The organism is Roseateles koreensis (assembly GCF_028595305.1).
Lineage (GTDB): Bacteria > Pseudomonadota > Gammaproteobacteria > Burkholderiales > Burkholderiaceae_C > Paucibacter_A > Paucibacter_A koreensis.
Map to the genome: position 1 here is coordinate 13,185 of NZ_JAQQXS010000012.1, position 26,972 is coordinate 40,156.

General features: G+C 63.9%; 23 protein-coding genes. 9 read left to right on the forward strand and 14 right to left on the reverse strand.

Going from position 1 to position 26,972, the window contains the following annotated elements; translation table 11 throughout:
* Positions 1 to 18: 18 nt before the first annotated feature.
* On the reverse strand, positions 19 to 1,245 hold the full coding sequence (locus PRZ01_RS13710) for a metallophosphoesterase family protein (RefSeq protein WP_273597363.1): 1,227 nt from the start codon (positions 1,243 to 1,245) through the stop codon (positions 19 to 21).
* Positions 1,246 to 1,401: 156 nt separating this feature from the next.
* Positions 1,402 to 2,493: an AI-2E family transporter YdiK gene (gene ydiK, locus PRZ01_RS13715; protein WP_273597364.1), complete on the reverse strand. Its 1,092-nt coding sequence runs from the start codon at positions 2,491 to 2,493 to the stop codon at positions 1,402 to 1,404.
* 84 nt (positions 2,494 to 2,577) lie between these two features.
* On the opposite strand from ydiK, the gene PRZ01_RS13720 reads away from it, so the two are divergent.
* Genes PRZ01_RS13720 through PRZ01_RS13735 form a run of 4 tightly spaced genes read left to right on the forward strand, consistent with a single transcriptional unit; the run spans position 2,578 to position 4,569 of the window.
* A complete protein-coding gene (locus tag PRZ01_RS13720; RefSeq protein WP_273597365.1) occupies positions 2,578 to 3,072 on the forward strand; it encodes an aminoacyl-tRNA deacylase in 495 nt (164 codons plus the stop codon).
* 6 nt (positions 3,073 to 3,078) lie between these two features.
* Complete coding sequence (plsY, locus tag PRZ01_RS13725; RefSeq protein ID WP_273597366.1) at positions 3,079 to 3,813, forward strand: glycerol-3-phosphate 1-O-acyltransferase PlsY; 735 nt, start codon at positions 3,079 to 3,081, stop codon at positions 3,811 to 3,813.
* Between the two features lies 1 nt (position 3,814).
* A complete protein-coding gene (locus PRZ01_RS13730) occupies positions 3,815 to 4,171 on the forward strand; it encodes a RidA family protein (RefSeq protein WP_273597367.1) in 357 nt (118 codons plus the stop codon).
* Positions 4,172 to 4,206: 35 nt separating this feature from the next.
* A complete protein-coding gene (locus PRZ01_RS13735; protein WP_273597368.1) occupies positions 4,207 to 4,569 on the forward strand; it encodes a glutaredoxin family protein in 363 nt (120 codons plus the stop codon).
* On the opposite strand, the gene PRZ01_RS13740 is transcribed toward PRZ01_RS13735, so the two are convergent.
* The 9 genes from PRZ01_RS13740 to PRZ01_RS13780 form a co-directional block, all read right to left on the reverse strand.
* Complete coding sequence (locus PRZ01_RS13740) at positions 4,556 to 5,194, reverse strand: L-threonylcarbamoyladenylate synthase (RefSeq protein ID WP_273597369.1); 639 nt, start codon at positions 5,192 to 5,194, stop codon at positions 4,556 to 4,558. The genes PRZ01_RS13735 and PRZ01_RS13740 overlap by 14 nt on opposite strands.
* 64 nt (positions 5,195 to 5,258) lie before the next feature.
* The gene (locus PRZ01_RS13745) at positions 5,259 to 6,167 is read right to left on the reverse strand and encodes a 3',5'-nucleoside bisphosphate phosphatase (protein ID WP_273597370.1); all 909 of its coding nucleotides are present in this window, start codon (positions 6,165 to 6,167) and stop codon (positions 5,259 to 5,261) included.
* A gap of 140 nt (positions 6,168 to 6,307) precedes the next feature.
* The gene (locus PRZ01_RS13750; protein WP_273597371.1) at positions 6,308 to 8,203 is read right to left on the reverse strand and encodes a methyl-accepting chemotaxis protein; all 1,896 of its coding nucleotides are present in this window, start codon (positions 8,201 to 8,203) and stop codon (positions 6,308 to 6,310) included.
* A 360-nt stretch (positions 8,204 to 8,563) separates the two neighbouring features.
* Positions 8,564 to 11,203 carry a fused MFS/spermidine synthase gene (locus tag PRZ01_RS13755; RefSeq protein ID WP_273597372.1) on the reverse strand — a complete coding sequence of 880 codons (2,640 nt, stop codon included), beginning with the start codon at positions 11,201 to 11,203 and terminating at the stop codon, positions 8,564 to 8,566.
* Positions 11,204 to 11,827 carry a TIGR02466 family protein gene (locus PRZ01_RS13760; RefSeq protein ID WP_273597373.1) on the reverse strand — a complete coding sequence of 208 codons (624 nt, stop codon included), beginning with the start codon at positions 11,825 to 11,827 and terminating at the stop codon, positions 11,204 to 11,206. It abuts the gene before it with no gap.
* A gap of 11 nt (positions 11,828 to 11,838) precedes the next feature.
* The gene (locus tag PRZ01_RS13765; protein WP_273597374.1) at positions 11,839 to 12,855 is read right to left on the reverse strand and encodes a HupE/UreJ family protein; all 1,017 of its coding nucleotides are present in this window, start codon (positions 12,853 to 12,855) and stop codon (positions 11,839 to 11,841) included.
* Positions 12,852 to 13,805 carry a peptidylprolyl isomerase gene (locus PRZ01_RS13770; protein WP_273597375.1) on the reverse strand — a complete coding sequence of 318 codons (954 nt, stop codon included), beginning with the start codon at positions 13,803 to 13,805 and terminating at the stop codon, positions 12,852 to 12,854. The genes PRZ01_RS13765 and PRZ01_RS13770 overlap by 4 nt, the downstream gene beginning before the upstream one ends.
* Positions 13,806 to 13,892: 87 nt before the next feature.
* Complete coding sequence (locus PRZ01_RS13775) at positions 13,893 to 16,145, reverse strand: CehA/McbA family metallohydrolase domain-containing protein (protein ID WP_273597376.1); 2,253 nt, start codon at positions 16,143 to 16,145, stop codon at positions 13,893 to 13,895.
* A gap of 154 nt (positions 16,146 to 16,299) precedes the next feature.
* Positions 16,300 to 16,776: a copper chaperone PCu(A)C gene (locus tag PRZ01_RS13780; RefSeq protein ID WP_273597377.1), complete on the reverse strand. Its 477-nt coding sequence runs from the start codon at positions 16,774 to 16,776 to the stop codon at positions 16,300 to 16,302.
* 302 nt (positions 16,777 to 17,078) lie between these two features.
* Here PRZ01_RS13780 and PRZ01_RS13785 point away from each other — a divergent pair, with 302 nt between their 5' ends.
* Complete coding sequence (locus PRZ01_RS13785) at positions 17,079 to 17,705, forward strand: PEP-CTERM sorting domain-containing protein (protein ID WP_273597378.1); 627 nt, start codon at positions 17,079 to 17,081, stop codon at positions 17,703 to 17,705.
* Positions 17,706 to 17,969: 264 nt separating this feature from the next.
* On the opposite strand, the gene recJ is transcribed toward PRZ01_RS13785, so the two are convergent.
* Both recJ and PRZ01_RS13795 read right to left on the reverse strand, forming a co-directional pair.
* The gene (recJ, locus tag PRZ01_RS13790; RefSeq protein WP_273597379.1) at positions 17,970 to 19,703 is read right to left on the reverse strand and encodes a single-stranded-DNA-specific exonuclease RecJ; all 1,734 of its coding nucleotides are present in this window, start codon (positions 19,701 to 19,703) and stop codon (positions 17,970 to 17,972) included.
* Entirely contained in the window at positions 19,703 to 20,752 is a 1,050-nt protein-coding gene (locus PRZ01_RS13795; protein WP_273597380.1) for a hypothetical protein, read from the reverse strand. Before PRZ01_RS13795 ends, recJ begins: the two co-directional genes overlap by 1 nt.
* Before the next feature lie 118 nt (positions 20,753 to 20,870).
* Here PRZ01_RS13795 and PRZ01_RS13800 point away from each other — a divergent pair, with 118 nt between their 5' ends.
* The 3 genes from PRZ01_RS13800 to PRZ01_RS13810 are packed head-to-tail and all read left to right on the forward strand — an operon-like array spanning position 20,871 to position 24,335.
* Complete coding sequence (locus PRZ01_RS13800) at positions 20,871 to 21,782, forward strand: UDP-2,3-diacylglucosamine diphosphatase (RefSeq protein WP_273597381.1); 912 nt, start codon at positions 20,871 to 20,873, stop codon at positions 21,780 to 21,782.
* On the forward strand, positions 21,779 to 23,857 hold the full coding sequence (ppk1, locus tag PRZ01_RS13805; RefSeq protein WP_273597382.1) for a polyphosphate kinase 1: 2,079 nt from the start codon (positions 21,779 to 21,781) through the stop codon (positions 23,855 to 23,857). The genes PRZ01_RS13800 and ppk1 overlap by 4 nt, the downstream gene beginning before the upstream one ends.
* Positions 23,858 to 23,873: 16 nt before the next feature.
* Positions 23,874 to 24,335, forward strand: coding sequence for a SixA phosphatase family protein (locus tag PRZ01_RS13810; protein ID WP_273597383.1), 462 nt, complete (start codon positions 23,874 to 23,876; stop codon positions 24,333 to 24,335).
* Positions 24,336 to 24,385: 50 nt separating this feature from the next.
* Here PRZ01_RS13810 and ppx read toward each other — a convergent pair whose 3' ends face one another.
* A complete protein-coding gene (gene ppx, locus PRZ01_RS13815) occupies positions 24,386 to 25,912 on the reverse strand; it encodes an exopolyphosphatase (protein ID WP_273597384.1) in 1,527 nt (508 codons plus the stop codon).
* Positions 25,913 to 26,084: 172 nt separating this feature from the next.
* On the opposite strand from ppx, the gene PRZ01_RS13820 reads away from it, so the two are divergent.
* Positions 26,085 to 26,945, forward strand: coding sequence for a dienelactone hydrolase family protein (locus tag PRZ01_RS13820; RefSeq protein WP_273597385.1), 861 nt, complete (start codon positions 26,085 to 26,087; stop codon positions 26,943 to 26,945).
* Positions 26,946 to 26,972 lie beyond the last annotated feature (27 nt).

Here is a 26,972-nt window from a genome sequence, read left to right on the forward strand (position 1 = left end):
CAAGCGTCTCCACGGGGCTCAAGGCAGGTAGATCTGTTGCAGCAACTGGGTCGGGCCGAAGTGCTCGTCAAAGCCATAACCCAGAACATCGACGCCACCGTCCTGGTGCACCTTGACGGTGGCCCAGGCGTAGGAGCGGTCGGTGGCGGGGCTCTTGGTGACGTCGGTCGACTTGGCGTCGAAGGGCGAGCCGCCCGAGCCCACGATCACCTGATAGGCGCCGCCGCGAGGGCGCGAGATGTTGTAGATGTGCTCGTGCCCGCAGAAGTAGGTGGCGCCATTCGCTTCAATAACGTCCCAGAAGGCATCGCGCTCGGCGGTGCTGCCGGGGGCCGCGTCCAGGCCACCTGCGGCGGTGGCGGTGTTGGCGAGGTAGGCGTAGGTGTAGGCCGCCTTGTGGCCGAAGACAAAGCTCTTCTTCATGCCGCGAGCCTTGGCAGCAGCCAAGTCAGCGGACAGCCATTGGGTGGGTGCGCGGGACTCCATGCCCACCGGGTCGGTATTGATCACCGCAAAGTGCATGCCCTTGTAGTCGAAGCTGTAGGACAGCTTGCTTTGGTCGGTGCTCAAGCCGTCGGGGCTGCTGCCGACGGCGGGGCCGTAGTTCACGTTCTGCGGCGCGGTGCCGAGAATGCCGGTGAAACGGGAGGTGTCGAGCACGAGATCGCCCATATTGGCGGCCCAGGCGTTTTCGTTTTCAACCTTGGACTTCTTGCCGCAGGCCTTGCACTGCACCTCATGGTTGCCGGCCACCGGGAATACATAGGTGCCGGTTTCCATCATCGGGGCCATCAGGCCGCGCCAAAAACCGTACTGCTGGTAGAACTTGACCAGATCGCTGCTGACCACATCGCTCACCGAAGCCGGTGCCACTGGGCTGGCGTTGATGCTCGATTGCGCCGCGTTTGAGGTGTAGCCAAAGCCGGCCCAGCCGTAGCCGTGCACCATGTCGCCGTTGAAGAACAACATGCTGGCTTTTTGCGACTGGATGGTGCGCAGGATGCGGGTGGTGGCCTTGGTGTTTTGCAACCAGGTGGCGTCCTGGCCATTCAAGGTGCTGCCCACACTGGCTTTGTCGAAGTTGATCGGGTCTTGGCGCGAGTCGCCCACGGCCGAGAAGGTGAACACCACGGGCGTGGTGTTTTGTGCCCAGACCGAGCCTGCAAAGCTGGCTGCGGCCAAAGCCGCCAGCGTGAGGGCAGCGCGCAAGCGGCCTTGACCGGAGAAAACAGGTGCGTGAGACATGTTGGACCTTGAAATTGCCGATGGATGAAAGCCAGCAGGCAATCGGCGGATCGTCCAGGCGGACCGCTCATGTCTTGCGCTGCGTTCTGCTCGGCACTTTATGAAATCGAGGTGACAACTTGATGGCAGTGAGAGGCCCTGCCCGCCGCCGTGTGCTCAGGTCTTCTTTGAAATCGCCCGGGCGTTCTCAGGCATGGCATCGCCAATCCACGCCAGCAGCAGGGTATAGGTCACGGCCAGTACCACCGGGCCGACAAACAGCCCTACCAGGCCAAAGGCCAGGAGCCCGCCGATGACGCCCGAAAAAATCAGCAGCAGCGGCAAATCAGCGCCCTTCTTGATCAGCCATGGACGCAGAAAATTGTCGAGCGAGGTGATGACGACGGTGAGCACCAGCAGCACCGTGCCCGCGCTGTGCGCCCCCGACCAGTACAGCCAGGCCACGGCCGGTGCCAGCACCAGCACCGGGCCGATCTGCGCCAGGCACGACATGAACATCACCGCGCCAAGCAAGCCCGCAAACGGCACCCCGGAGACCCACAAGCTGATGCTGCCGAGCGTAGACTGCACGATCGCCGTGACCACAATGCCCAACGCCACACCGCGAATGGCCTGCCCGGCCAGCGTGACGGCCTCGTCGCCTTGCGAGCCTGCCAGCCGGCGGGCGAAGCCGCGCACGCCGCGCGCTGCATCTTCGCCATAGCTGTACAGCACGCCACTGATGCCGACCGTGATCAAAAACTGGAGGCCGATCATGCCGACATTGCCGGCCTGGGACGCCACCCATTTCAGCGAGATGCCGATGTAGGGCTTGATCTGCGCCATCACATAGGCCAAGCCGTCAATCGCCACGCGATGCCAGATTTCGGCCAGGCTATCGCCCGCCAAGGGCAAGGCGGTCAGCCAGTGCGGGGGCGGCGGCAATTGGGCGTCTGCCAGGTCGTTGGCGAAGGCGATGATGCTGTCTGCATGGGTGACCAGGGCGGTCAGCCCCACGCTCAAGGGCACGAACAGCACGAGCAGCAAGGCCGCTACCATCACGCCAGTGGCCAGGGCGCGGCGGCCCCACAGGCGCTGCTGCAGCGCCTTCATCATGGGCCATGTGGCCACCACCACCATGATGGCCCAGATCAGCGGGGCCAAGAATGGCCGCAGCACCCACAAGGAGGCAAACATCAGCAGCGCGATGCTCAGCAAGGCCAGCAGCGTGCGAGCCAGTTCGGGTTTGGGCGGCGTGGGCTGGGTCATGGCGTGGGGGCTCAGTCGTTCGGTGTTGGAGGGGGCGAAGGTTGTTGGAGCGGATTCTGCAGGCTTTCGGCGAAAATGCGCGCCATGTCCAAGAAAACAGCCCATGTCAGCGAGACGCCGGCCACGCAGTTTCTGCGCCAGCGCGGCATTGTGTTTACCGAGCATGTTTACGACTATGTCGAGCATGGCGGCACCGCTGAGTCTTCACGCCAGCTGGGGGTGCCTGAACACGCCGTGGTTAAAACCCTGGTGATGCAGGACGAAAAAGCCCAGCCCCTGATCGTCTTGATGCACGGCGACCGGCAGGTCAGCCTGAAGGAGTTGGCGCGGCAGATCCCCTGCAAAAAGGTTGAGCCCTGCAAGCCTGACGTGGCCCAGCGCCACAGCGGCTATATGGTGGGCGGCACCTCGCCGTTTGGCCTGCGCAAGGCGATGCCGGTGTTTGTGGAGCAGGGCATTCTTGACTTGCCCCGCATCTGCATCAACGGCGGGCGGCGCGGTTATCTCGTTGGCATCGACCCCCGGCTGCTGCCGGATCTGGTCGCGGCGAGGCCGGTTCATTGCGCCAGTGCAGAATAGCGCCCCATGCAAGAGACACTTCAAAACTTCCTCTACCCCGTTCTGGCCGCTGTTGCGGGCTATTTGATCGGTTCTTTGTCCTTCGCGGTGATCATTAGCCGCGCCATGGGTTTGTCTGACCCGCGCAGCTACGGCTCCGGTAACCCAGGCGCCACCAATGTGCTGCGCTCCGGCAACAAGGCTGCTGCGGTGCTAACGCTGGTGTTCGACGCACTCAAGGGTTATGTGCCGGTGCTGCTGGTGAGCTTGTTCGGCGAGCGACTGGGCCTGGGCGAGGGCACGGCGGCGCTGGTGGGCCTGGGGGCTTTTCTGGGGCATTTGTGGCCGATTTTCTTCCGCTTCGAAGGCGGCAAGGGCGTGGCCACCGCGGCCGGCGTGATCCTGGCGCTGAACCCGGTGCTGGGTGCTGCGGCCCTGGCCACCTGGCTGATCATTGCTTATTTTTCGCGGTATTCCTCGCTGGCGTCATTGACAGCGGCGGCCTTCGCTCCCTTCTACCAAATGCTGATCTGGGGCACCGGCCCCATCGTCGGGGCGTTGATTTTGATGGCGTTGCTGTTGGTGTGGCGCCATGAGGGCAATATCCGCAAGCTGCTCAACGGCACCGAAAGCAAGCTGGGCCAAAAGGCTGGCGCTGATGCCAACCCGGCGCCCGGCACGAGCAAGAAACATCCGCATGGCCAGGGTCCCAAGGCCCCTGGCCACTCGCACCATCATTCCACCAAAAAGAAAGGTTCTTGAAATGACAACAGCAGCCATCCAGCGCTTTGATGCCGGCGCCCGCATGTGTGAAATGTCCGTGCACAACGGCGTGGCCTATCTGGCAGGCCAGGTGGCCGCCGATGGCAGCCAAGACATCACGGGCCAGACCGCTCAGGTGCTGAAAGCCATTGATGACTTGCTGGCCCGTGCCGGTTCCGACAAGAGCAAAATCTTGCGTGCCCAGATTTTTCTGGCCAATGTGGCCGACTTCCCGGGCATGAACGCAGCCTGGGACGCTTGGGTGTCTGCGGGCAATCCGCCCGCCCGTGCCACTGTTGAAGCCAAGCTGGCCCGCCCGGAGTGGAAGGTTGAGATCGTCATCACCGCCGCAGTCTGACGGCCTCATCCCTCTCGCGATCAGCGCCTGCCGCCATGAAGCGCAAACCCAAGGCCGATCTATGGGCCTTGGCGCTGATCCTGGCGCTGGTGCTGGTGGCCAGCCAAGGTGCCGCGTGGTTCAGCTCGCGCACGCAGGCTGAGCAGATGCGCCGTTGGGCGGCGCCGGGCGACATCGCAATGCTGTCGTCCACCACCTGCATCTATTGCGAAAAAGCCCGGGCCTGGATGACCCGGGCCGGCGTGCCTTTTCATGAGTGTTTCATCGAGCAGGACGCGGCCTGCCGGGCCGAGTTCGAAGCCCGGGGCGCACGGGGCACGCCCACCCTGATCGTGCGCGGCCAGACCTTGGTCGGCTTTGACCGCCCTCGTGTGATTGAAATCCTCAGTCTTCGCTGAAGCTCAGGCCCAGCTTTTCGGGGTCGCCCTGGCCGCGCCGCACCAGCACCGGCTCGGGGCCGCTCAGGTCGATCACGGTGGTGGGCTGCAGCGTGCAGGCACCGGCGTCCACCACGGCTTGCAAGACCTTGTCGAAACGCTCGGCAATCTCCTGGGCGTCGTTCATCGGCTCGTCTTCACCCGGCGGGATCAAGGTTGTCGAAATCAGCGGCTCGCCAAAAAGCGCCAGCAGGTCTTGTGTCACCCGGTGATCGGGAACGCGCAAGCCGATGGTGCGGCGCGACGGGTGCGAGAGGCGCCGCGGCACCTCTTTCGTGGCTTCCAGAATGAAGGCAAAAGGCCCTGGCGTGGCCAGTTTCAACAGCCGGTACTGCTGGTTGTCGACACGGGCGTAGCTGGCCAACTCACTCAGGTCGCGGCACAGCAGGGTGAGATGGTGTTTGTCGTCCACCCCACGGATGCGGCGCAGGTGCTCAACTGCCGCTTTGTCGTCGAGCCGGCAGACCAGGGCGTAGCTCGAATCGGTCGGGATCGCCAACACGCCGCCGGCATGCAGCAGCTGCGCAGCTTGTTTCAGAAAGCGCGCCTGCGGGTTCTCGGGGTGAACTTCAAAATATTGAGCCATGCCGCATTGTCCATCGACACGGCCATTGCATGCCGGCGGGCGTGGGCGCCACGCGACGGTGGGCTCAGACGCACGCCGGCCAGTGCACCCGATGTTCCAGCACTTGCCAGATGGGTTTGAGCCGGCCGGAGAGGCCGTCCAGTCGGCCCAGATCGACGCGGCTTTCTTCGGGTGAATGGAAGTCAGAGCCGCGTGAGGCGAAGAGATCAAACTCCAGCGCCGTCTGCGCGTACTTGACCGCCTCGGCGGCTGAGTGGCTGCCGGTCACCACCTCGATACCTTGGCCGCCGTGGGCCATGAATTCGGTGATCAAGGCGTACTCTTCAGTGGGTGTGAAGGCGTAGCGGGCCGGATGGGCAATCACCGCCGCGCCACCGGCCTCGCGGATCCAGCGCACCGCATCGCCCAGGCGTGCCCATCGATGTTCGACATAACCCGGCTTTCCCTCGGTCAGGTAGCGGCGGAACACCTCGTTGACATCATGGCAGTGGCCCGCTTCAACCAGAAAGCGGGCAAAGTGGGTGCGCGAAATCAATTCGGGGTTGCCGACAAAGGTCAAAGCGCCTTCGAAAGTCCCGTGAATGCCCACTTGCGCGAGCCCGGCGGCCATGTCGCGCGCACGCTGCTCGCGCCCGCCCCGCGTGGCGTGCAGGCCTTCAATCAGCGCGGTGTTGTGGTGGTCGAAACCCAGCCCCACGATGTGCACGACGCGGCCCGCAAAGCTGACTGAAATTTCCACGCCCGTCAGGTAAGGCAAGCCCAAGGCCAGCGCAGCGTCCAAAGCGCGTTGCTGGCCGCCCACCTCGTCGTGATCGGTCAATGCCCACAAGGCCACGCCGTTGGCAACCGCCCGCTGGGCCAGGGCTTCAGGCGTCAGCGTGCCGTCCGACAGGGTGGAGTGGCAATGCAGATCGGCATTGCTGACCACGCTGACCGTGTGGGCGCGGGAGGGGATCGGGAGTGGTGTGTTCACACTCCCATTTTAGGTCGTTGTGTTTGAGACTGGGCTGGTGAGGGCCATTTTCAAGCCCAGCCCTGACGGCAAGACTGGACGGACTCCGTGATTCAGTCACCCAATGGCTTGGCGCGAGGGCTTGGCGCCGGGGCGTGGGGTCAGAGGCGAAAGGCCTGCACCGCCGTTTCCATCGCCGTGGCTTGCAGGCGCAGGGTGTCGGCCGACGCTGCGGATTGCTCCACCAGGGCGGCGTTTTGCTGTGTCATCGCGTCGATGGCACGCACGGCTCGACTCAGCTCTTCGGTTTGGCTCGCCTGTGTGCGTGCTTGCTGGTCCATGCCGCGCACCACGGTGCTCACCTCATGGACCTTGCTGACAATCTGCTGCATGGCTTGGCCCGCGTCGGCAGCCAGGACCGCGCCACTCTCCACCCGCTCCACAGAGCGGGCAATCAGGCTGCGGATCTCCCGCACCGCGGTAGTGCTGCGTCCTGCCAGGGCGCGCACTTCAGAGGCCACTACCGCAAAGCCGCGCCCTTGTTCACCTGCACGCGCCGCTTCCACCGCGGCGTTGAGCGCGAGGATGTTGGTCTGGAACGCAATGCCGTCAATCAGGCCGGTGATGTCGGCGATCTGACGCGAGGCGTCCTGAATGCCGCGCATCGTTTCGACCACCTGCCCGACGACGCTGTCGCCGCTGTTGGCCATGTCGCTGGCGGAGTCGGTCAGGGCGGCCGCGCTGGCGCGGGCTTGGGCGCTTTGCTGAACAGACTGATCCAACAAATCGACATTGGAAGTGGTTTGCTGCAAATGGCTGGCTGCCATCTCGGTGCGCTGGGCCAGGTCGAGATTTCCGCCCGAAATTTCCTCGGCCGCTGTGCGGATACTGCCCGCGCCTTGATGAATTTGTTCAACCAATTCGCGCAATCGGTCTTGCATGTTTTTCATCGCCGTGAGCACGCCGCCTATTTCATCACGCCGTCCTTCAGGTACCGGTTGGGTCAGGTCGCCGCTGGCGATGCGATCGGTCACCTGCAGAATCTGCCCAATCGCCGTCAGCAACTGCTTCATGCTGCGGTACAGCACCCCGCCCAGCAGGCTCAGCAGGCCGACGACACCACCCAGCAGCAGCACGCCTTGAACCGTGGCGACCTGGGCGCGATGCTGCAATTCAGACTCCAAAAAATGCAGCAGCTGCGCGGACAGTTGCGATTGAAGCTGCGCCGCCTTGGCAAAGCTGGCCGCCAATACCGGCAATGGATAGTTCACGTCATGGGCCGCCGCGCGCAGCGCGGTGTCCACCAATTCGCGCTGCTGGCGGGCTTGCTCGATCATGGGCGCCAGGGCCTTGTCTCTTGCGTGGTCTGCCCGCTGTGCGGCCAGCAGGGCCCGCAGCATGGCGTCGGCACGCTCGTGATAACGGGTTACGGCGGAGGCCACGGCATCCACATCGTCCACCGCCGCAGCGGTGGCGATGGTGCTCAACTCGGCCAGCGCGGCGTTGACCAGCGGGGCTGATTGCAGGCCAGCCATGAAGCCAAAGTAGCTGGCCCGGTCGGGGTCGTGCAGCAGGCCTGCGTCGTCGTTGAAATCGGTGATTGCGTCAACCGCTTTCACTTCAATAGCCTGCCGCTCGCGCATCAAATGGGCGACGTTGATGCCCGGCGTATTCAAGGCCTGATCCAGCGATGCGATTTGTTGGCTCAGCGCCTGAATGGCTTGGGCGTGGCGGGCGTCGAATTGGGGGGGTAGTTCGGCTTGCAAGACTTTCAGGGCTTCATCGCGCGCGTGGGCGGCGGCAGGGAGTTCGTCTTTAGCGGCTAGGCGTGTGGAGACCGATTCAGCGGCCAGGCTTTGATGCTTTTGCATCGCTGTCATGCTGGCTTGCCAGAGGCGATTGACGGGCAGGCCCTGGGCTTCCAGTTTGAGCTGTCCGATCTGTGTCTGCATGCCGCGCAGCAGCCAGATGCTGGGCAGCAGGCCCAGGACCATGGCCAGCGCGGCAACCAGCAGAAGGCGTGAGCGCAGGCTTGAGTTTGAAGTGGGGGACGGCATAGAAATACTGAATTCGGTAAGAGAGAACGACGAGGTCGGGCCGTGGAGGCTTTGAGCCGTTGCGATGTTGCGCGTGATGGTGCAGGGGTTCTCGTTGAATGATTAACTAACTAGTTATTTAAGCGGTAACTAAATCATCATCAAACAGCGGGATGGACACGGCAGATGTGGCGCGGTTACGCATGCGGCAGCGTATGGCGACGAATTAGAAAATTTAAATATGACAAAAGAGCTACAGCGGGCGTCGCCGCGGAGAGCCCCCAAGAATTAGGGGGTTCTTCCGTGAATTACTCACAAAAATCAGGTGCCGTGGCAACGAGTTGGATGACCTTGGCGGCCTGCGTTGCAGACCGCTGAATGTCAGGGCCTCAGGGATTGCTGAAGCAACGCTGCGGCCTCGGGGCGGGCGGGTTGCAAGGTCTGCAGGTCTTGCAGCAGAGTGAGCGCTGCATCGGGACTTTGCGCCGCCAGGGCGCGGGCCATGCGCAGGAGTGGGTCGTAGGCGGGCCGGAAATCGGGGCTGATGCGCAGCACGTCCAGCAAGGGCGCTCTGACCTGGGTCAGCATTTGTTGTACGTCGGTCGTAGGGCGCACCGTGCGGCCCGCTTCCAGAAAGCGTTGGCGGGCCTGCCAGTAGGCGGCGAGGCGGGCCGCAGACGGGTCATCCTTGATGACGTTAGCCGGCTGGATGGAGACGGCACGCAGCAAGGTCATCAAACGGTCGGCGGGTGTGCTGTCTGGCGCGTAGCTGATGCGCGGGGCAAGGTAGGCGACGATGGGGTGGTCATCGGTGTTGGCCGGGGCTTGATCAGCGAATTGTGCCAACGCCGCAGGCCCGGCCACAAACATGCCGAGCAAGGCCCATTCGTCCTCGATGCCAAAGACTGCCGGCGGTGTTGGGAAGGAATTGTGGGCCAAGCGGGCCCGGATGGTCGCCATGTCAAAGCCGTTGGCATTGGCCCGCCCGATCAGGCCCAGCGTGGGCGTTTCCAGGCTGTTGTTGGCCAGCAGGGCAGTTGCGTCGGGGAAAGCCTGCAGAAACGATTGCACGATGCTTTGCAGGGTCTGCAAATCGAGTTGATGCAGCGGCAGCCATTGGCAGAACAGGCCCCCAGGTGCGAGGCGTTGGCGCACGGCCTGAAAGTGTTCCACCGTGTACAGCGCCGCCGAGCCCGCCCGCGCCGGGTGAAAGTTGTCGGCGACGATCACGTCGTAAGGCGTTGGCGCATTGCGCACATAACGCCTTGCGTCAGCGTTGACGGTATGCAGCCGGGGCTCGCCCTGCTCGACGGCCTGGGTGAAATGCATGGAAGCGGCGATGACTTCGGGCAGCAACTCAACGGCGTCCACGTGCAGGCTGGGGTCTTGGGCGCCTGACGCCGCCGTCATGCCCGTGCCCAAGCCCAGAAACAATGCCGTGTGGGGTGCGGGGTGCAGCAGCAGGGGCAGCAACGCCTGGCGGGCGTCGAACAAGAGGCTTGAACTGCTGCCTTCCTGCTGGCGGTTGTTGATGCGCAGGCGCGATACGCCCTGGGCGTCTTCCACCACGCTCACCGCGGCCATGGCACCCTCGCGATAGCTGACGATGTGGCCGCCCTCAGGCAAGGTGATGAAGCGCAGCGGTGGGGCAATGGCGGCCAGGGCTAAGGTGGCGATCGCAGGCACCCACACCCGCGCCCGCAGCCAGGCCGCACCGCCGCACAGCCCAAGGTAGGCCAAAGGCAACAGCAGCAGGGTCAGTTTGGCGCCCAGGGCTGGCGCAAGCAGAACGCCGAAAATCAGCGGTGCCAGCGCCGCCGCCAAAGTGTTGATGCCCACGGCTTGCCCAAAGCTCAGGCCTGCGCGGTGCGCATTGGCGCAAAGCTGGCTGAATAAGGCACCCATCACCAGCGTGGGCAGGGCAAAGGCGGCGAGCGCGAGGAGGGCTTCGGCGCTAAGTGCCCAGGCCAGGCTCCCCTCGCCGTTGCCTATCCATTGGTCTTTGAGCGCTTGCGCCCCCCACAAGCTTGCGCCCCCCAGCAGGCCGGCGATGGCGAGCGCGACGAGCAGGCCTTGGGTGCGGGATTCAGCGCTTGCGTCGCTCTGCTGGAGGCGACTCCAGCGCTGCCAGGCAGCGGCGCCCAGGGCCGTGCCGATCAGGTACACGGCCAGCAGCATCGCAAAGGTGTAAACGGTGTCTTCGGTGACTTGGCTGAGTACGCGCAAGACCAGCACTTCATAGCCTACGCCGAGCAGGCCGGTAGCGGCCAAGCGGAGGACGGACCGGCTGCGTGCAGCTTGGGATGGCGCCGATTTCGCCAGCCCGATTTCATGGGTCTGCGCCACGCCGCGGGGCAGCGCAACCCAGGCCAGAGCCGCACACATCAGGTTCAGCGTTACGCACAAGCCGGCCGTGCGAGACAAACCGAATTGAGGCAGGGCATAAAAGGCGGTGACCAGCACCCCCAGTACGGCGCCACCGGTGTTGGCCGCGTAGAAAAGGGCGACTGAGCGCTGCCCGCTTGCCGATGCGGAGGGGTAAAAATCCGCCATCACCCGCTCCAGCGCTGGCAGTGTGGCGCCCATGGCGGCGGTGGCCGGCAGGAGCAGCAAGAAGCAGCCCACAAATGCCACGCTCCATTGCCACAGCGGCGAGGCGTCGATGCCGCCGATGGCTTGCAGCCGTGCCGTCAGGGTAGGCAATGCCACCAGCAGCAACAGGCCCCACAACGCAATCACCAACTCGAAGATGACATAGGCCAGGCGGGGTCGCCGGCTGCGTTCGATGCGGGGACCCAAGGCCAGCGCGCCGCAGGCCATTCCACCGAAAAACGCACTCACCACGGCCAGCACGGCGGCCGACTCATGCCCCAACCACAGGCCGCATTGCTGGGTCCAGACGATTTGATAGCCCAGGCCCGCAAAGCCCGAGGCGCCCATCACCAGCAGGGCTACGGCGGCCTGCCGCGCTGGGGCGGCATGGAGGGTAGGCGCAGCGCGCAAAGCAGCAGAATCTTGCATTCAGCCAGTGAATCCGATGGTGTAGCCCCAGGAATCGAGGCGTGCCGGGATGGCGTTGAAGGCCAGCGTGATGCGTTGGCCTCCCTCGTTAGGGGGCACGGCATGCATGAGATAGCTGGGAAACAGCACCAGATCGCCCGGGCTGGGCTGGGGGCTGATCCACTTGTCGGCATTGAAGGGACCGGTGACCATGCCGGGATGGTCGTTCTTGAACGCGAAGTCGTTGCCGCCGGGCGCTTTCATGAACACGGTGCGTGAGGATGCGTGGGTGGGTGTCAGGTAGAGCACGCCCGAGATGAAGCTGTTGGCGTGGTTGTGCATGGCCTGGCGGCCACCTTCATCCAGCACGTTGACCCACATCTCTTTCAGCGACCAAGGCATGCGCTCGCCAAACATGTGGGCGCCGAATTCGCTCAATTTTGGCGTTAGCAATTGGGCCAACTCGATCAGCAAGGGGCTGTCGCTAGGGCGCAGCATGCGGGTGTGGGAGAGCTGGCTTGAGGCGTTGTTCTCTTGCCGGGCCTCGGCGCTGAAATGCGCCAGAAGGCCTTGCCGCAAAGGTTCCGGCACCGCCCCGGGAGCGCGAAAGAAGGGCGTGGGAAACAGGCTGATGACTTCGTCCATGGCGACCGGGTTCAACTGAAAATGGTGACAACACGCAGCCAGGACCAATAGGCCGCCAGCGTGCCGATGAGGTAGAGCAGCACGGTGCGGGCCTTGCGGGTCTGCTCCGACTGCGGCCAACGCGTGCTCAGGCGCCACAGCAGCCAGGCGGCGCCGACCGTCAGCAACTGGCCGATCTCGACCCCCACATTGAAGGTCAGCAAAGCGACCAGCAGATGCTGCTCGGGCAGACCAATTTCTTTCAGCGCGCCGGCAAAGCCAAGGCCATGCACCAGTCCGAAGATGAAGGCCACCAGGGCCGGCCAGCGCCGCGCCAGGGTCTGGCGCTGATGCAGTGCCTCACCCGCCACAAGCACGATGGAAAGCGCGATCGTGGCTTCCACGGGGGGCGAGCGCAGCACCAGCCAACCCAGCGCGCTGCTGGCCAGCGTGAGGCTGTGCGCGGCGGTGAAGGCGGTGATGGTCCACAGCAATTGGCGGCCAAAGCCCACCAGCAACAGCAGGCTGATGACGAACAGCAGGTGATCGACACCGGTGAGGATGTGCTCAACGCCCAGCAGCGTGTAGGCGGAGGCAATCTCGCCCATGCCGCGCTGGTCTTGCGCCGAGCCGTACAGGTGCACGTTGGGCTGGCCGGCGGTGAGCGTGTAGACGCGCGACTGTTCGTCAAGCCAGAACACTTTCACCAACACGGCGGAGTAGGCTTTGCCCACGCCCTCGATGCGCAATTGGCCCTGCAGGCCTTTGGCGCCGCAATGCAGCACATTGACTTCGACCTGGCACTCTTCAGGCCAGACGGGGGTGAGTACATCGGCCGGTGCCGCTTTTTCGCTGGCGGTCCATTGCCACAGGAATTCGCCGTGCGCAACTTCGCGGAGCTGCATCTCGACCATGCTCATCTCGTGGGCGTGGGCAGGGTTTGCGGCCAGCAACAGTGTGAGCGCCAGCAGGCAGGCCGACCCAAGCTGGTGCTTGAGCAAACCTGCAGCGGCGGCGATGAGGCGGGCGATCATGGTGAGGCGGCTCATTGATCTTCTGCCTTGTTGGTAGGCTTGCTGCTCGTGCTGCTCGTGCTGCTCGTACCAGATTTGGCGTCAACGCTGGGCGAAGGGGCTTTGATCTTGTACTTCTGCGCCAAGGTGTGAACGGCGGCGCTGCGTTGTTCGGCCATCACCGTGTCGGTCCAGTCTTGCAGCACCACGCCGCGCAGGGATTCAAAGTCACCGGGCTTGCCGGAGGTCAGTGCGTCCAGGCGAATTGCGCGCCAGCCGTCTTGCGTGGGCTGGGCACGCCATTCGCCCACTGGTGCCGCCGCCAATGATTTGGCGAATTCGGCGCCGTAGCTTTGCAGCAGATTGGCTTGCGGGCGGCCCTTGAAGACGCGCAGGCCCGCCTTGGCGTCGCCGGGTGTGCCGGCATTCAGGGCGTCGACAAAGGCGCGCACCGCGGCTTCGGTGGGCGTGCCGTCCAGCACGGCTTCTTGAAAGTCATAACGCGGTGGCTCGTCGTACTTGACGCGATGGCTTTCGAACCAACTGCGCAGGGTCTTGTCATCGTATTTGGGCAATTTGACGTTGGCGTCCACCACGCTCAAGGCCTTGAAGATGACGCGCTCACGAATGCTGGCGTCGCCTTTGTCCACTTGCAGGGCGAGGCCTTCGCGATAGAGCACCTCGTTGTCCAGCCACACCTGACGCAGCGCAGCCAGTTCCTCGGCGTTGGGTGCGTGGCCACGCGTGGCGCTGAAGATCTGGGTGGCTTCGGCATCCACCTCGGGGCCCATGACGATGGTGCGTGGGTCGTCAGCGCGCGTCATCAGCCAGTGGTCCGCCAGAAACAGCATGCCACCCAGCAGCACAAAGTGCAGCAGAGGTTCGCGCAGCGCCGCCTGCAGGCGTGAGTGGCCTTGGCTGCGGGGTGTTGCAGGGGGCTTGGATGCGGTGGCCGGGGTTGCTGACGTGGAGAGGGAAGCGGACATGGAGGACTCAACTCGGTTCTTGAAACGGAAAAAGCGCCACGCGAAAACGCGTGGCGCTTGGCTGCGGGAACCCGCAGAACTAATGCCTTACTTGACGCCAGCCACCGTGGTGGAGCCGTTCACTTGGACGTAGATCGGGTTGCTGTAGAACCACAGGTCAGACCAGGCGGCCACGTCGTAGGCCACCATCTTCTGGCCATTGACCACTGGCAAATGGGCCGGGCAACCGTCGATCGAATTGCCGGTGTACGTCACACCTGCTGCCGGGACATTGCTGCCCACGGTGGTGCAGGGGATGCGCAACATCGTGCTGTCGTTGGCGTTGGTATAGACGTCGGCCAGCGGGTTGCCGTTGCCATCGGTCTCGTAAGGCACCGCGGCGGGCATGTTGGTGCCGCGCAGACGCACATACTGCGACGCTTGAACAGCCGGGATGCGGTAGCTCATCTTCAGGAAGGCGCTGTTGTCGACGCCCGACTGCACGGTGGTCCAGGGGGTGCTGCCGCTGTTGCTGAAGGTTTTGATCACAGCAGTGCTGGTGTTCTTGGCGGCGTCAGGCACAGCGGATAGACCCACGGTGGTGCCGTCAGCGCGCAGCCAAGCCGTATTGCGCGGCCATTCGCCCGAGTAGTCGCTGGCACCGGGCGTCTTGTAGCCGGTGACCATGCCGCGCACCAAATCCACGTGGTCCAGCACGGGCTGGTTGATCGGCTGGTTGATGCCCACTTGGAGCAGCGAGGGGTTGGCGAAGGTATAGGGCGAGTAGTTGGCGCCGTCAGGGTCACGCAGCACCACGGCCACCACGATTTCGGCACCGGGGCGAACCACGAGCTTTTCGCCCATGGTGGCGCAGCCGGAGACGTCGATGTCGGTGTTGTGGGTGGCGGCGGCCACGGCGATGGCTTCCACAGCGGCGTTGCTGCGGGCAGCGATGCCGGGGTAGGAGGCACAGGCGACGAAGGCCAGGCGGTCGATCAACTGGCCGTTGGCGACGAAGCTGTTGCCGGTGCGCAGACCATCAACAATGGTTTGCGGGCGCAGCTTGTCGGCACCGTTGCGCACCATCACGAAGTCGCGTGCATATTCGCCGGGGAAGAAGTCTTGCGACGAGCGGCGGTCATCCGGGCCGAAGCTGCCCCGGTTGTGCCAGTCGGAGCTGGCGAAGTACCACCAGTTGCGGCCTTCGCCCAGCAGCGCGTCCCAGACGCCGCCAACCTGACCGGCATACACGCCGGTGCCGCCGTAGGTGGTGCCACCGACCGAGTCGGTCAACACGCCGTTGATGTTGTTGCGCTTGACCTGGTATTCACCGCGGTTATTGGCCGCGCCGTGGCCGGGCTGCGATTCGAAGCCAAAGGCGATGTTCGGCGCGGTGTTGTTGAAGTTTCGCAAGTGCTCAATGTTGAAGCCGTTGTTGCCGTCCGGGTTAAAGGGGCCGGCGCGCTCCAGGTGGGCGGGCACGTAGTAGCTGGCATTGGTGTGGTTCTGGGCCATCCACTTGATGCCCTCCAACGTCTTCAGGTGGCCCTTGCTGCCGTTGCCGGTGCCGCTGGCGGGCATCAGCTTTTGGGCGGTGGCGTTCCAGCTGACGTCGCCACTGTTCAGGCTGCCGGTGACCGAGCAGTTCCAGTTGTTGCCAATGCTGGTGCCGGTGGTGTTGCCACGGCTGGTGTCGGTGTCGCCACGGTCGAAGCAGTAAGACCACTGAGCCAGGCCATTGGCATTGCCCAGCGCGGTATAGCCGGCGCTGGTGGGCAGCGAGGTGTTGTCGAGCGACAGGGGCATCTGGCCCGTAACGACCGACATGGAGGTGTGCTCATGGCCTGCGACGACCGATTCCATGCCGATGAACAGGGGCAGGCTCTTGGCGGCCGACAAGTATTCCAGCAAGGGGTACTGGAACTCTTGAATCGACTGCCAACGCCACATATTGCCTGTGCCGCCCACGCCGCCGCCCAGGCCCTTCAGATTGGCTGCGCCAATGCTGTTGGTCCAGGTGGTGGTGGGGCCAGTGCCGGCGGTGTAGGGATAGGCGGGGGTGCTCAGGGTGGCGTCTTCAACCAAGGTGCAGTTGCGGTTGCCGTTGCCGCCGTGGCCGGCTTGCACGAACCAATCCAGACCCCAGGGCGTGTCGTTTTTGTCGGTGGCCTTCTTGACCAGCTTCTGCATCGAGATGGAGCCGTCCGAGCAGGTGGTGTGGTTGTGGAAGTCACCGGTCACGTATTGGCCGGCCGTTTTACCGGCGGCCGTGGCCATCGTGGGCGCAACAACCAGGCTGGCGGTGCTGATGGCGGCCAGTGCGGCCAGTGCGAGAGGGGTTTTGTTGAAACCGAGTTTCATGGAGGTGTCTCCGGGGTTTGGATGGCGGTTCATGGACCGACAGCACAGCGGCTGGGCCGCTGCGGTCGGCGTTTGGATTCAGCGAGCATGCTAGGGACGGGCGATGACTGGGGCGTGACGAGGCGCCCCTGCCTGTCGGCTCATTCGTGGGGGGTCAGGCCGGCAATGCCTCGTAATCGATGCTGAGATCGGCCTCGACGACACCTCCGATCGCAAAGGTCAGGGTGAGCGGATAGCTGCGGGCGATTTCAAGCGGGTGGCGCAGCCCGGTGAGGCGCAGATGCACGCCCGTCTCGGTGAATTCAGTCACTTGGTCGGCTGAAATCAGGAAGTTGATGGGTACATCACCTCGCGAGTTGGCGGCGACTTGTGATGTGTTCGCCCGCTGGATCAGTGCGCCCGCAGCAACTGGTGTGCTGATGTGGATGAGCCGGTCAGCCTGAGTCACTTCGTCAAAGCGCATGCAGACCACGGCGTCGCTGTCGCCCGGGCGGGAGGCACGCGTCCAGGGATGAGTCACGCGCAGCGTCGTGGTGAAAAATTCGCAGGCGCGTGCCTCGGGCAGCACAAAGCCCAGGCCGCAGGCGAGAGTGCCTTGCAGCCAGCGGCGTCGAGGGAGGGTGAATGTCATGGGCGTTCTTCGTGCTTGATGCGGGGACTCCACGCGGCCTGAGCGCCGGGCGGGGCGCAGGTGCTGCAGGCGCATGGGCGTGCACATGGAGAGGGTGGGCGCAGGCTAAGGTGCAGCGGTGAAGGCTTGATGACAGGGGGCGGCGCGATCCCGCTGTACCCCCGCCTTTGGGGGGTGTGGTCTGAATAGCGGGGTTCAGACCTGGTGGCCGTCATCGTCCTGTCGCGAGTGCACTCATAGACTGCGCTGCATGTCGGCATGGGTGCCGTCGCAACGATTTAGATTCAACTGGAGAAACCTCGATGAAGCCGTCACGACTTGCCGCTCTTGCCTTGTTCGCCTGCGCACCAGCCTTTGCTGCCCCGGTGGCCTTCACGCTCGATTTCGAAAAAACCTGGGCCTTTGGCACCGGCGTGGCCGAGTATTACAACGGGGGGACGGCGGACGATGGATCCACTGCCAGCGCCAATGTGGGTGTTTCCTTCACGAACGTGTTCGGCTTTTCGAACGACGCTGCCAGCACCAACTTCGCCAATGCGCCCAGCTCCTTGGGCGTGGCCTACGCTGACAACACCAACGGCGCAGCCTACATGAACGTGGCCGCGGGTGTGGACAGCAGCCTGAGTTTCTACTACGCCGCCGTCGGTGACGCGGCGGGCGCCATCAAGGTGTATTCGGGCCTGAACGGCACCGGGACCCTGCTGGGCACGTTCGACCTGGCCGCCACCAGCACCACCGGCGCTTTTGACAGCTGGAAGCAGCAAACCATCAGCTTCAGCGGCGTGGCGCAGTCGTTTGACCTGAGCGGCACCACCGGAGTGGCCGCGCTGGACAATGTCTCGGCCGTGCCTGAGCCTAGCAGTGTCACCTTGATGTTGGCTGGCGTTGCCGTGCTGGTGGGCATGCGCACGGGCCGCCGCCAAGCTTGATTGATGCGTTGACCGGCGTCTGGTGCTGAACGCCGGGCGTGGTCAAAAATACAAAAAAAGCAGGGGTGGCTGTGGCCGCGCCTGTTTTTTTTTCGGGGATCAGCCCGTTGACCTGAGGGCTCCGTCCTGCCATGCGGTCAAAAATGACAATGGCCAAGTGAGAGCAGGCTGCTGTGACCGCATCCCGTTCATACCAGCGCGGCGTTGGAATCGTTGATTCAAGTGTGTTGATCTTCGCAATTCCGGGGCGCTATACCCAGAGATTTACACCAAAGCTTCTACCACCAGTTGCACGCGTTGTTGGCCTTGGTATTCATCCAGGCTCAATCGGTAGGCCAGCCTGCCGCTGGAGGGTACTGGGTCGGTGTGGCCGAACCAGATGGCGTCGCGCAGCAGGCCGGCTTGGCGGACGCGCAACTTCAAGTGGCGCTCGCCGACGATGCGCTGTGAAATCACGTCGACTTGATCGCAAAACAGTGGCGCTTCAAAGGCTTGGCCCCAGACCTGCGCTTCCAGGCTGCGCACGGTTTCTGCGGTGTGCTGATCTGGCGGGAGCGGGCCGTCGGTGCGCAGATTGCGGGTCAGCGCGGCGGTGTCCAGCCATTCGGCAGCAACTTGTTGCAGTGCGAGGTTGAAGGCCTCGAATTGGCCGTCTTCAAGGGTGCAGCCGGCGGCCATGGCGTGGCCCCCAAATTTTTTCAGCAAGTCGGGCTGGCGCTTGCTGACGAGGTCCAGCGCGTCGCGCAGATGAAAGCCGGGGATGGAGCGGCCCGAGCCTTTGAGCAGGCCGTCGGCACCGCGCGCAAACACAAAGGTGGGGCGGTGCACACGGTCTTTCAGGCGCGAGGCGATGATGCCCACAACGCCTTCGTGAAAATCAGGGTCAAACAGGCACAGCGCGGGCGGGGCTTCGCCGGAGAGGGCGCCCATCAGCGCGTCGAGCTTCAGCTCGGCCTGCTCTTTCATGCCGGCTTCGATTTCGCGGCGCTCGCGGTTGATGGCGTCCAGTTGCTTGGCGAGTTCCAGTGCACGGCTGGGTTCGTCGCACAGCAGGCATTCGATGCCGAGCGTCATGTCGGACAAGCGCCCGGCGGCATTGATGCGTGGGCCCAGCGCAAAGCCCAGGTCGAAGGCATTGGCGCGGCTGCAATCGCGGCCCGCTGCGGTGAACAAGGCGGCAATGCCGGGCTGAATGCGGCCGGCGCGCATGCGTTTCAGGCCCTGGGCGACGAGGCGACGGTTGTTGGCGTCCAGTCGCACCACGTCGGCCACGGTGCCCAGGGCGACGAGGTCGAGCAGGCCGTCGAGCTTGGGTTGCTGGGCGGCGTCGAAGCGGCCGCGGCGGCGCAATTCGCCCCGCAAGGCCAGCAGCACATAGAAGGCCACACCCACGCCGGCCAGATTTTTGCTTTCGAACGGGCAGTCGGGTTGATTGGGGTTGACCAAGGCGTCGGCGGCGGGCAGGGCGACCTGGCCGTCGATCAGCGCAGGCAGGTGGTGGTCGGTGACCAGCACCTTGAGCCCCAACGCTTTGGCATGGGCCACGCCGGCCAGGCTGGCGATGCCGTTGTCCACAGTCATCAGGAGTTGGGGGCTCAGGGGCAGGGCCATGTCGACGATGGCGGGTGTCAGGCCGTAGCCGTGAATCGCGCGGTCCGGCACGACATAGCTCAGTTGCTCGGGGCGGGCCCCAAGCAGGGCCAGGCCGCGCAGGGCGACGGCGCAGGCGGTGGCGCCGTCGCAGTCGTAGTCGGCCACCAGGCAGATGCGTGCGCCGGCGTCCAGCGTGTCGGCCAGCAGGGTGGCGGCTTGCGCCGCGCCCTTCAGTTGTTCGGGGGGCAGCAGGCGGGCCAGGCCGTCGTCCAGTTCGGCGGCTTCTTGCACGCCGCGTGCGGCAAACAGGCGCGCCAGCAGGGGCGGCAGGCCGGCTTGTTCTAAGGCCCATGCCGCACGGGGCGGTACGTCGCGGGTGAGCAGTTGGGGGCTGGTGCCGGGCATCACAGGGCCTCCAGGATGGCGGCCACGTCGGCGCGGGGCGGCAGCCAGCGTTGCAGGGTTTTTTGTAAGGTGCTGCGTTGTGGCAGTGCGTAGCTTTGGGCAAACCGTTCGCCACAGAGGGTCAGTCGCACGGATTCACCCAGGCTGGCTCGCTCACGCAGGGTCAGGATGGGCCCGGCGTCAAGCGCGGCCCAGGCATCGCCCCAGCTTGCCCAATCGCCTTCGATCATGGGTGTTTGCAGTCGCAAGTCGATGCAAAAGTTTTTGTCGGTCGGCGTTGCACTGGCTATGGCCGGGTCATGGTTTGGCAGCGGTGCGCTGAAAGGATGAAACGGCGGCAGCGCGGGAGCGGTGCTGCTGTCACTCCCGCAGCCGCTGATCCAAACCGAGTTCAGCGCCAGCTTGCCTTGGGCTTCTCTCGCTTCGTTGAGGGGTTGGCGGTGCAAGAGCATTTGCACTTCATTTTGCAAGGTGCGCAGGTGGCGGACCTCGGGCATCCATGCGTCCACATTGCGGTGTATCACGCGCTCCAGGCTGGCGCTGGCCACGCCTTCGAAACAGGGATGGGTCAGCAGCCATTGGTAGCGCGATACCCAGCGGGCCTGCCAGCCTTCGGCGGTGGGCCACAGCTCGGCCAAGGCATTGAAGTAGGCCTGGGATTCGTCGTCGGTCAAATTCAGCGCGCTGGGTGGGTAGGCGCTGATACCGTCGCTGCCGACTGTCAGGTGCAAGGGTGTCAGCAAGGCCCAGGGCAAGCGGGGGTCTTCACCTGCTGCTTGGGCCAGCCAAGCGGCTACCGGCAAATGGCCGTCGCTTATCGCTTGGGGCTGCGCCCGGCTCAGCCCTTTGTCAGGGGCCGATGGCGCGATGCGCAGGCGGGCCAGCATGGCTTCAAACGGCGTGTTGAAACAGGTCGCGTCGCCGCCCACCGGGGGGCTGTCTGGCGTCAGCAGCCCGAGCAGACCCGCGAGCTGGGGCAGCTTCAGGTGGCTGCGCGTATGTTGGCAGGCTTCGCCCAGGGCGCTTGCAGAGGGAATCATCAAATGCATGGGTGCATTATCCAGGGCCGCCGCGACGGCTTCGCGCCGCGCCTGAAGCCAAGATGCGTCACACAAGCTTCACGTAGCTGCCATGGCGCAGACACGGCGTTTGCTCAGACTCCCTCGCATGCAGAACGACCACGCCTTGATGCGCGCCGCCGCCACTGCAGCGGGTGCCTTTGTTGCCGAACCGTCTGAGCAGGACGCCGGCGACAAGCCCAGCCGTCACTACCGAACGGTGTGGATCTCTGATCTGCACCTGGGTACGCCGGGCTGCCAGGCTGCTGCCTTGCTTGAATTTTTGCGCGAGGTGGAATGCGAGCAGTTGTTTTTGGTGGGCGACATCATCGATGGTTGGCAGTTGCGACGCAGTTGGTATTGGCCGCAGGCCCATAACGACGTGGTGCAAAAACTCCTGCGCAAGGCGCGCAAGGGTTGCAAGGTGTATTTTGTGCCTGGCAACCATGACGAGTTCGCTCGCAAGTACTTGAATCACAACTTCGGCGGCATCGAGGTGGTGAAGGAGTGGATTCATGAGACTGCGGACGGCCGCAAGCTGTGGATCACCCACGGTGACTTGTTTGATGGTGTGATCCAGTGCGCCAAATGGCTGGCCCATGTGGGCGACACGGCGTATGAGTTCACCCTCAAACTAAATCGTTACCTCAACCACCTGCGTGCCAAGTTTGGTCTGCCGTATTGGAGCTTGTCCAAGTATCTGAAGCAAAAGGTTAAACGGGCTGTCAGCTACGTGTCGGACTTCGAGGTGGCCGTTGCCCGCGAGGCCCGCAAGCGCGGCGTGTACGGTGTTGTTTGTGGACATATTCACCATGCTGAAATGCGCGAAATCGACGGCATCCTCTATTGCAATGATGGCGACTGGGTGGAAAGCCTGACGGCACTGGTGGAACATGCCGACGGCCGGCTTGAAATTCTCGATTGGACGCAGATTGGGACGGTGCTTCCGGGACACCTTGGCGCGGTGCAGCCTGCGCTGGTCGCAGATGCGGCCCTGGCGCGGCCTAGAATCAATGCATGATTTCTGTTGATGGAACGACCCCTGATGTCTCGCCCGCCGTGGCGCTGTTGAATCGCGAACAAGCCATTCTTGAGTTCAATCGGCGGGTGCTGGCGCAAGCCCAGCGTCTTGATGTGCCTTTGCTGGAACGACTGCGTTATGTTTGCATCGTGTCGTCCAATCTGGATGAGTTCTTCGAGGTGCGCTTTGCCGACATGCTGGATGCGGCGCGTGATCCGCAGGCGCAGGTCGATAACCGTGACGTTGAGCGGGTTGCCCGTGCGGCCCACAGCCTGATTGACGAGCAGTACTCGATCTTCAACGAGCAGTTGACGCCACTGCTGGCTGCGCAGGACATTGTGGTGCTCAACCACGCGGACCGCAACGAGGTGCAACGCGCCTGGGTGGCCAAATTTTTCGAGCGTGAAGTTCGGCCCTTGCTGATCCCGGTGGGGCTGGATCCAGCACATCCGTTTCCGCAAGTGGCGAACAAATCGCTGCACTTCATTGCCCGGCTTTCGGGCAAAGATGCGTTTGGGCGCGACAACCGCATCGCCATTGTCAAGGTGCCTCGGGTCCTGCCCCGTGTTATTCGCCTGCCCGGCAATATCAGCGCCGGGCAGCAGGCGTTTGTGCTCTTGACCAGCGTCATTCGGGCGCATCTGGAGGAGTTGTTCTCCGGGCGCAAGGTGGAGGCGTTTTCGCAGTTTCGTGTGACCCGCGACTCCGACTTGGAGGTGGACGAAGAAGAAATCGCCAACCTGCGCAACGCCTTGCGATCCGGCCTGACCACGCGGCATTTCGGCCGGGCGGTTCGCCTGGAGGTGGTGAACACTTGCCCGACCGAACTCTCTGAGTTCTTGCTGGAGCAGTTCGATCTGCCGGTAGCGGCCCTGTACCGGGTCAACGGGCCGGTCAACTTGGTGCGCCTGAATGAGTTGATCGACCAGACCGACGCGCCGTCGCTGCGCTTCGAACCGCATGAGCCCGTATGGCCGCAGGCGACGCTGCCGCGGCAGAAGTCTATCTTCGAGCGCATTCGCAAGGGCGACGTGCTGCTGCACCATCCCTTCGAGAGTTTTGACCCGGTGGTGGAATTTCTGCGCGAAGCGGTGGAAGACCCTGATGTGCTGGCGATCAAGCAGACGATCTACCGCACGGGCAACAAGTCCGTGCTGGGCGATCTGCTGATTGAGGCGGCACGCCGTGGCAAGGAAGTGATGGCCGTGGTGGAGCTGAAGGCGCGTTTTGATGAAGAGGCCAACATCAATTGGGCGGAACGCCTGGAGGCGGTTGGTGCGCAGGTGGTGTACGGCGTGGTGGGGTTCAAGACGCACGCTAAGCTGCTGCTGGTGACTCGGCGCGAGGGCACTAAATTTCGGCGTTATGCACATTTGTCGACGGGCAATTACAACCCTCGCACGGCACGCTTTTATACCGATCTGGGCTACCTCACGGCAGACCCTGAGTTGACGGGCGATGCGGATTCGGTATTCCGCCAACTGGCTTCGCTGGGCAAGATCAAGACGCCCAAGCGGCTGCTGCTGGCGCCCTTCAATATGCACAGCCGCATGATGGAGCACCTGGCCCAGGTGGAAGCCGCTGCCCGCGCCGGCAAGCCGGCCCGTCTGGTCATCAAGATCAACGCCTTGACGGATGCCGAGTTGATTGGCGGCATTTTGCGCGCCGGTCAGGCCGGGGCGGCGGTGGACCTCATCGTGCGGGGCGCCTGCATGTTGCCGCCTGGCTTGCCTGGGGTCAGCGACAACATTGTGGTGCGCTCGGTGGTGGGGCGTTTTCTTGAACACACGCGGGTCTGCTATTTCAGCTGGGGCGCGGGCGAAGACGAGGTCGCCCTGTACCTTTCCAGCGCCGATTGGATGAGCCGCAACATGTTCCGGCGCATCGAGATTGCCTGGCCGGTGACCGATCCGAAGCTGCGGCAGCGCATCATCGACGAGGCTTTGGTGCCCTATCTGCATGATCGCCAGGACGCTTGGCAATTGGGACCGGACGGACGCTCCACCCGCATTTCAACGGAGGGGCCGAATGCGCAGCAAGCGTTGATGCTGCGCTACAAGGCCCATCGCGACTGACGAAGGGCCGCCAAGCATGGACTTGATTTTGTGGCGCCATGCCGAGGCGGAGTTGCTGCGCGAAGGCGGCAGTGATTTGACCCGCTGCCTGACCCGCAAGGGCGAACGTCAGGCCTTGCGCATGGCCGAGTGGTTGAACCATCGGCTGGCGGCCTCGACTCGTGTGCTGGTGAGCCCGGCGCTGCGGGCACGCGGCACGGCGGCGGCCTTGGGACGGGAGGTTCGCATCGTGGACAGCATTGCGCCCGATGCTTCGGTGGACGCCTTGTTACGCGCCTCACGCTGGCCCCATGCCACCGAGCCTGTGTTGCTGGTGGGTCATCAACCCACGCTGGGCCAGTTGGCAGCCCTGTTGTTGACCGGAGAGGCCAAGCCCTGGGCGATAAAAAAAGGCGCCGTTTGGTGGTTGCGCTCGCGCACTCGCGACGGCCATTCCGAAGTGGTGTTGCAGGCCGTGCAGGCGCCGGACTTTCTGTAGCTTAGGGGCGAGGATTCAGGCGCTTTAGACGAACGCAGCGGCCCCGGCGATTACCAGGCCAACCTCATGTCCAGCACCCCGCTGCGGCTCCAGGCGGCGGCTTCTTCTTGTAGCAAAAAGGCGGTGCGCGGGTTGAGTTGAGGCCAAGCCTTGGGCATCGACAGCGTGACCCGGCGGCTTTGCCGCGTGAGGTGCACGGCCTCGGAGTCAACCGCTTCACGGGCATGGCTCTTGATCACGGCCAGGCGCAAGCTCAGCAGTTGCCACAGCAGGCTCTCGTCGGCGAACAGGCCGTCCAGCTTGCGCAGCCCGCCGCGCTGACCCAGCGCCAGATCGCCCAGGCGCTTGAGCTGGCTTTGAGAGAAGCCAGCGGCATCCACATGCGCCAGCAGATAGGCACTGTGGCGGTGGTGGTCGTGGTGGGAGACCATCATGCCGATTTCATGCAGTGCCGCGGCCCAATCCAATTCGCGTTGGCGCTCGCGTGGGGCGCGGGGTTGCAGTTGCCGGTAGATGTTGGCCGCAATCGTCTGCACCCGCTCGGCTTGGGGAAGATCCACGGCAAAGCGCTTTTGCAGCGCGGCGACCGAGGCCTCGCGCATGTCCAGCCGGGTCTCGCCGTCGATGGCTTCGGCGGCTTCCAGGCGTTCTACCAAATCGAAAATCACCCCCTGGCGCAAGGCTCCCTTGGCCGGCACCAGCTCGTCAATGCCAAACTGGGTCAGCAGGGTGTAGAGGATGCACAGGCCCCCGCCAACCACCGCACGGCGGTCTTCCTTGAGCCCCGGCAGGTCGAGACGATTCATGCTGCCAGCCAGCAGGCATTGCTCGATGCACCAGCGCAGCGCAGCCGGGGTGATGCGGCCATCGGTCACGCCGGTGGCCGCGAGAATCTGCGCTACCGCGCCCACCGTGCCGGACGAGCCCAGCGCGCGTTTCCACAGCTCAGGCTTGAACAGCGTCAGGGCTTCTTCCAGTTCGGCCCCGGCAGCCACTTGTGCGGCGCGAAAGGCTTCGGCCGTGAATTGCCCTTCCGGGAAAAAACGCAGCGACAAGCTGACGCTGCCCACCTGGAAGGATTCGGCCGATATCGGGCGGCGGCCCCGGCCCAGGATCATCTCGGTTGAACGCCCGCCAATGTCAATCACCAGGCGCCGCTCGTCCGAGGGCTGAAGCCGCGCTACGCCGGCAAAGATCAGGCGCGCTTCTTCGCGGCCTGAGATGACTTCGATCGGGTAACCCAGCACTTCCTGGGCACGGGCCAGGAAGTCATTTCGGTTGCGGGCTTCGCGCAGCGTTTGCGTGGCAACCGCACGCACCCGCGCGGCAGGGAAACCCTGCAAGCGCAAGGCAAAGCGCTGCAGGCAATCCAGCCCGCGCAGCATGGCCGACTCGGTGAGCATGCCTTCACTGTCCAGGCCGGCACCCAGCCGCACGGTCTCCTTCAGGTACTCCATGCGCTTGTACTGGCCTCGCGCCATTTGCGCAATTTCCAGCCGAAAGCTGTTGGAGCCCATGTCGATGGCGGCAAGTGGGGCGGCGAGATCGTGCAGGACTGGGTTGGGCAACAAATTCATGGGCGCGATTGTCGCGGTAAATGGCGGCAATTTGAGGTCAACGTTGGGCCTGGGCTGTCTCTAAAATGCGCCGCTTTGGTCATCTCGGCACCTTCCTGTCTAACGAGGCGTTTCGGCTGCGCCGTTTGCCCGCCCGTGTTTCGGTTTGCCCACCTCTTGGAGTTTGTTGAAGATGGAAAAAAATAGTGCTGAACAACTTGTGGGCACGCGCGCGACACATGCCGGATTCGCGGCAGCGGTGCAGCCCGTCTGCGAACCGCAGATCGTCCACACCCCGACGGAGGGTCTGCAGGCGGATTGGGTGCACATTTCGGTCGACGGGTTCGAGGTGCCTGCTTATGTGGCCTATCCCCAGGGGGCGATTCCTCCGGCGGCGGGGGCCAAGGCGCCCCCTGTGCTTTTGGTGATTCATGAAATATTTGGCGTGCACGAACACATTGCCGATGTGGTGCGGCGTTTTGCACAGCAGGGCTATTTGGCCATCGCACCCGCCTTGTTGCTGCGGCAGGGCGATGCGGCGTCGTTCTCCAGCATCGAGGCCTTGATGTCGCAAGTGATCCGCAAAGTGCCGGACGCGCAAGTGATGCGCGACCTTGATGCGGTCGTTGATTGGGCGCACGCCCAGGGTGGCGACACGGGGCGCTTGGCCGTGACCGGTTTTTGCTGGGGAGGGCGCGTCACGTGGTTGTACGCCGCGCATCAGCCCGCGATCAGGGCGGGCGTGGCATGGTACGGGCGCTTGGTGGGGCCGGTGAGTGAACTGGCACCGCAGCATCCCGTGGATGTTGTGGGCCGCCTGGCTGGCCCGGTATTGGGCCTGTATGCCGGACAGGACAGCGGCATTCCGCTTGACACGGTTGATAAGATGAAATCGACCCTGCGTCGAGGGTCAGAATCGGCACGCCGCAGCGAGATTGAAGTCTATGCTGAGGCGTCGCATGCTTTTTATGCCGACTATCGCCCCAGCTATCACCCGGAAGCCGCCGCTGATGCATGGCGCCGTTGCCTGGCATGGTTTGAGCGGCATGTTTGACGGGCTCGCTGATGGCAGGCCCATTGA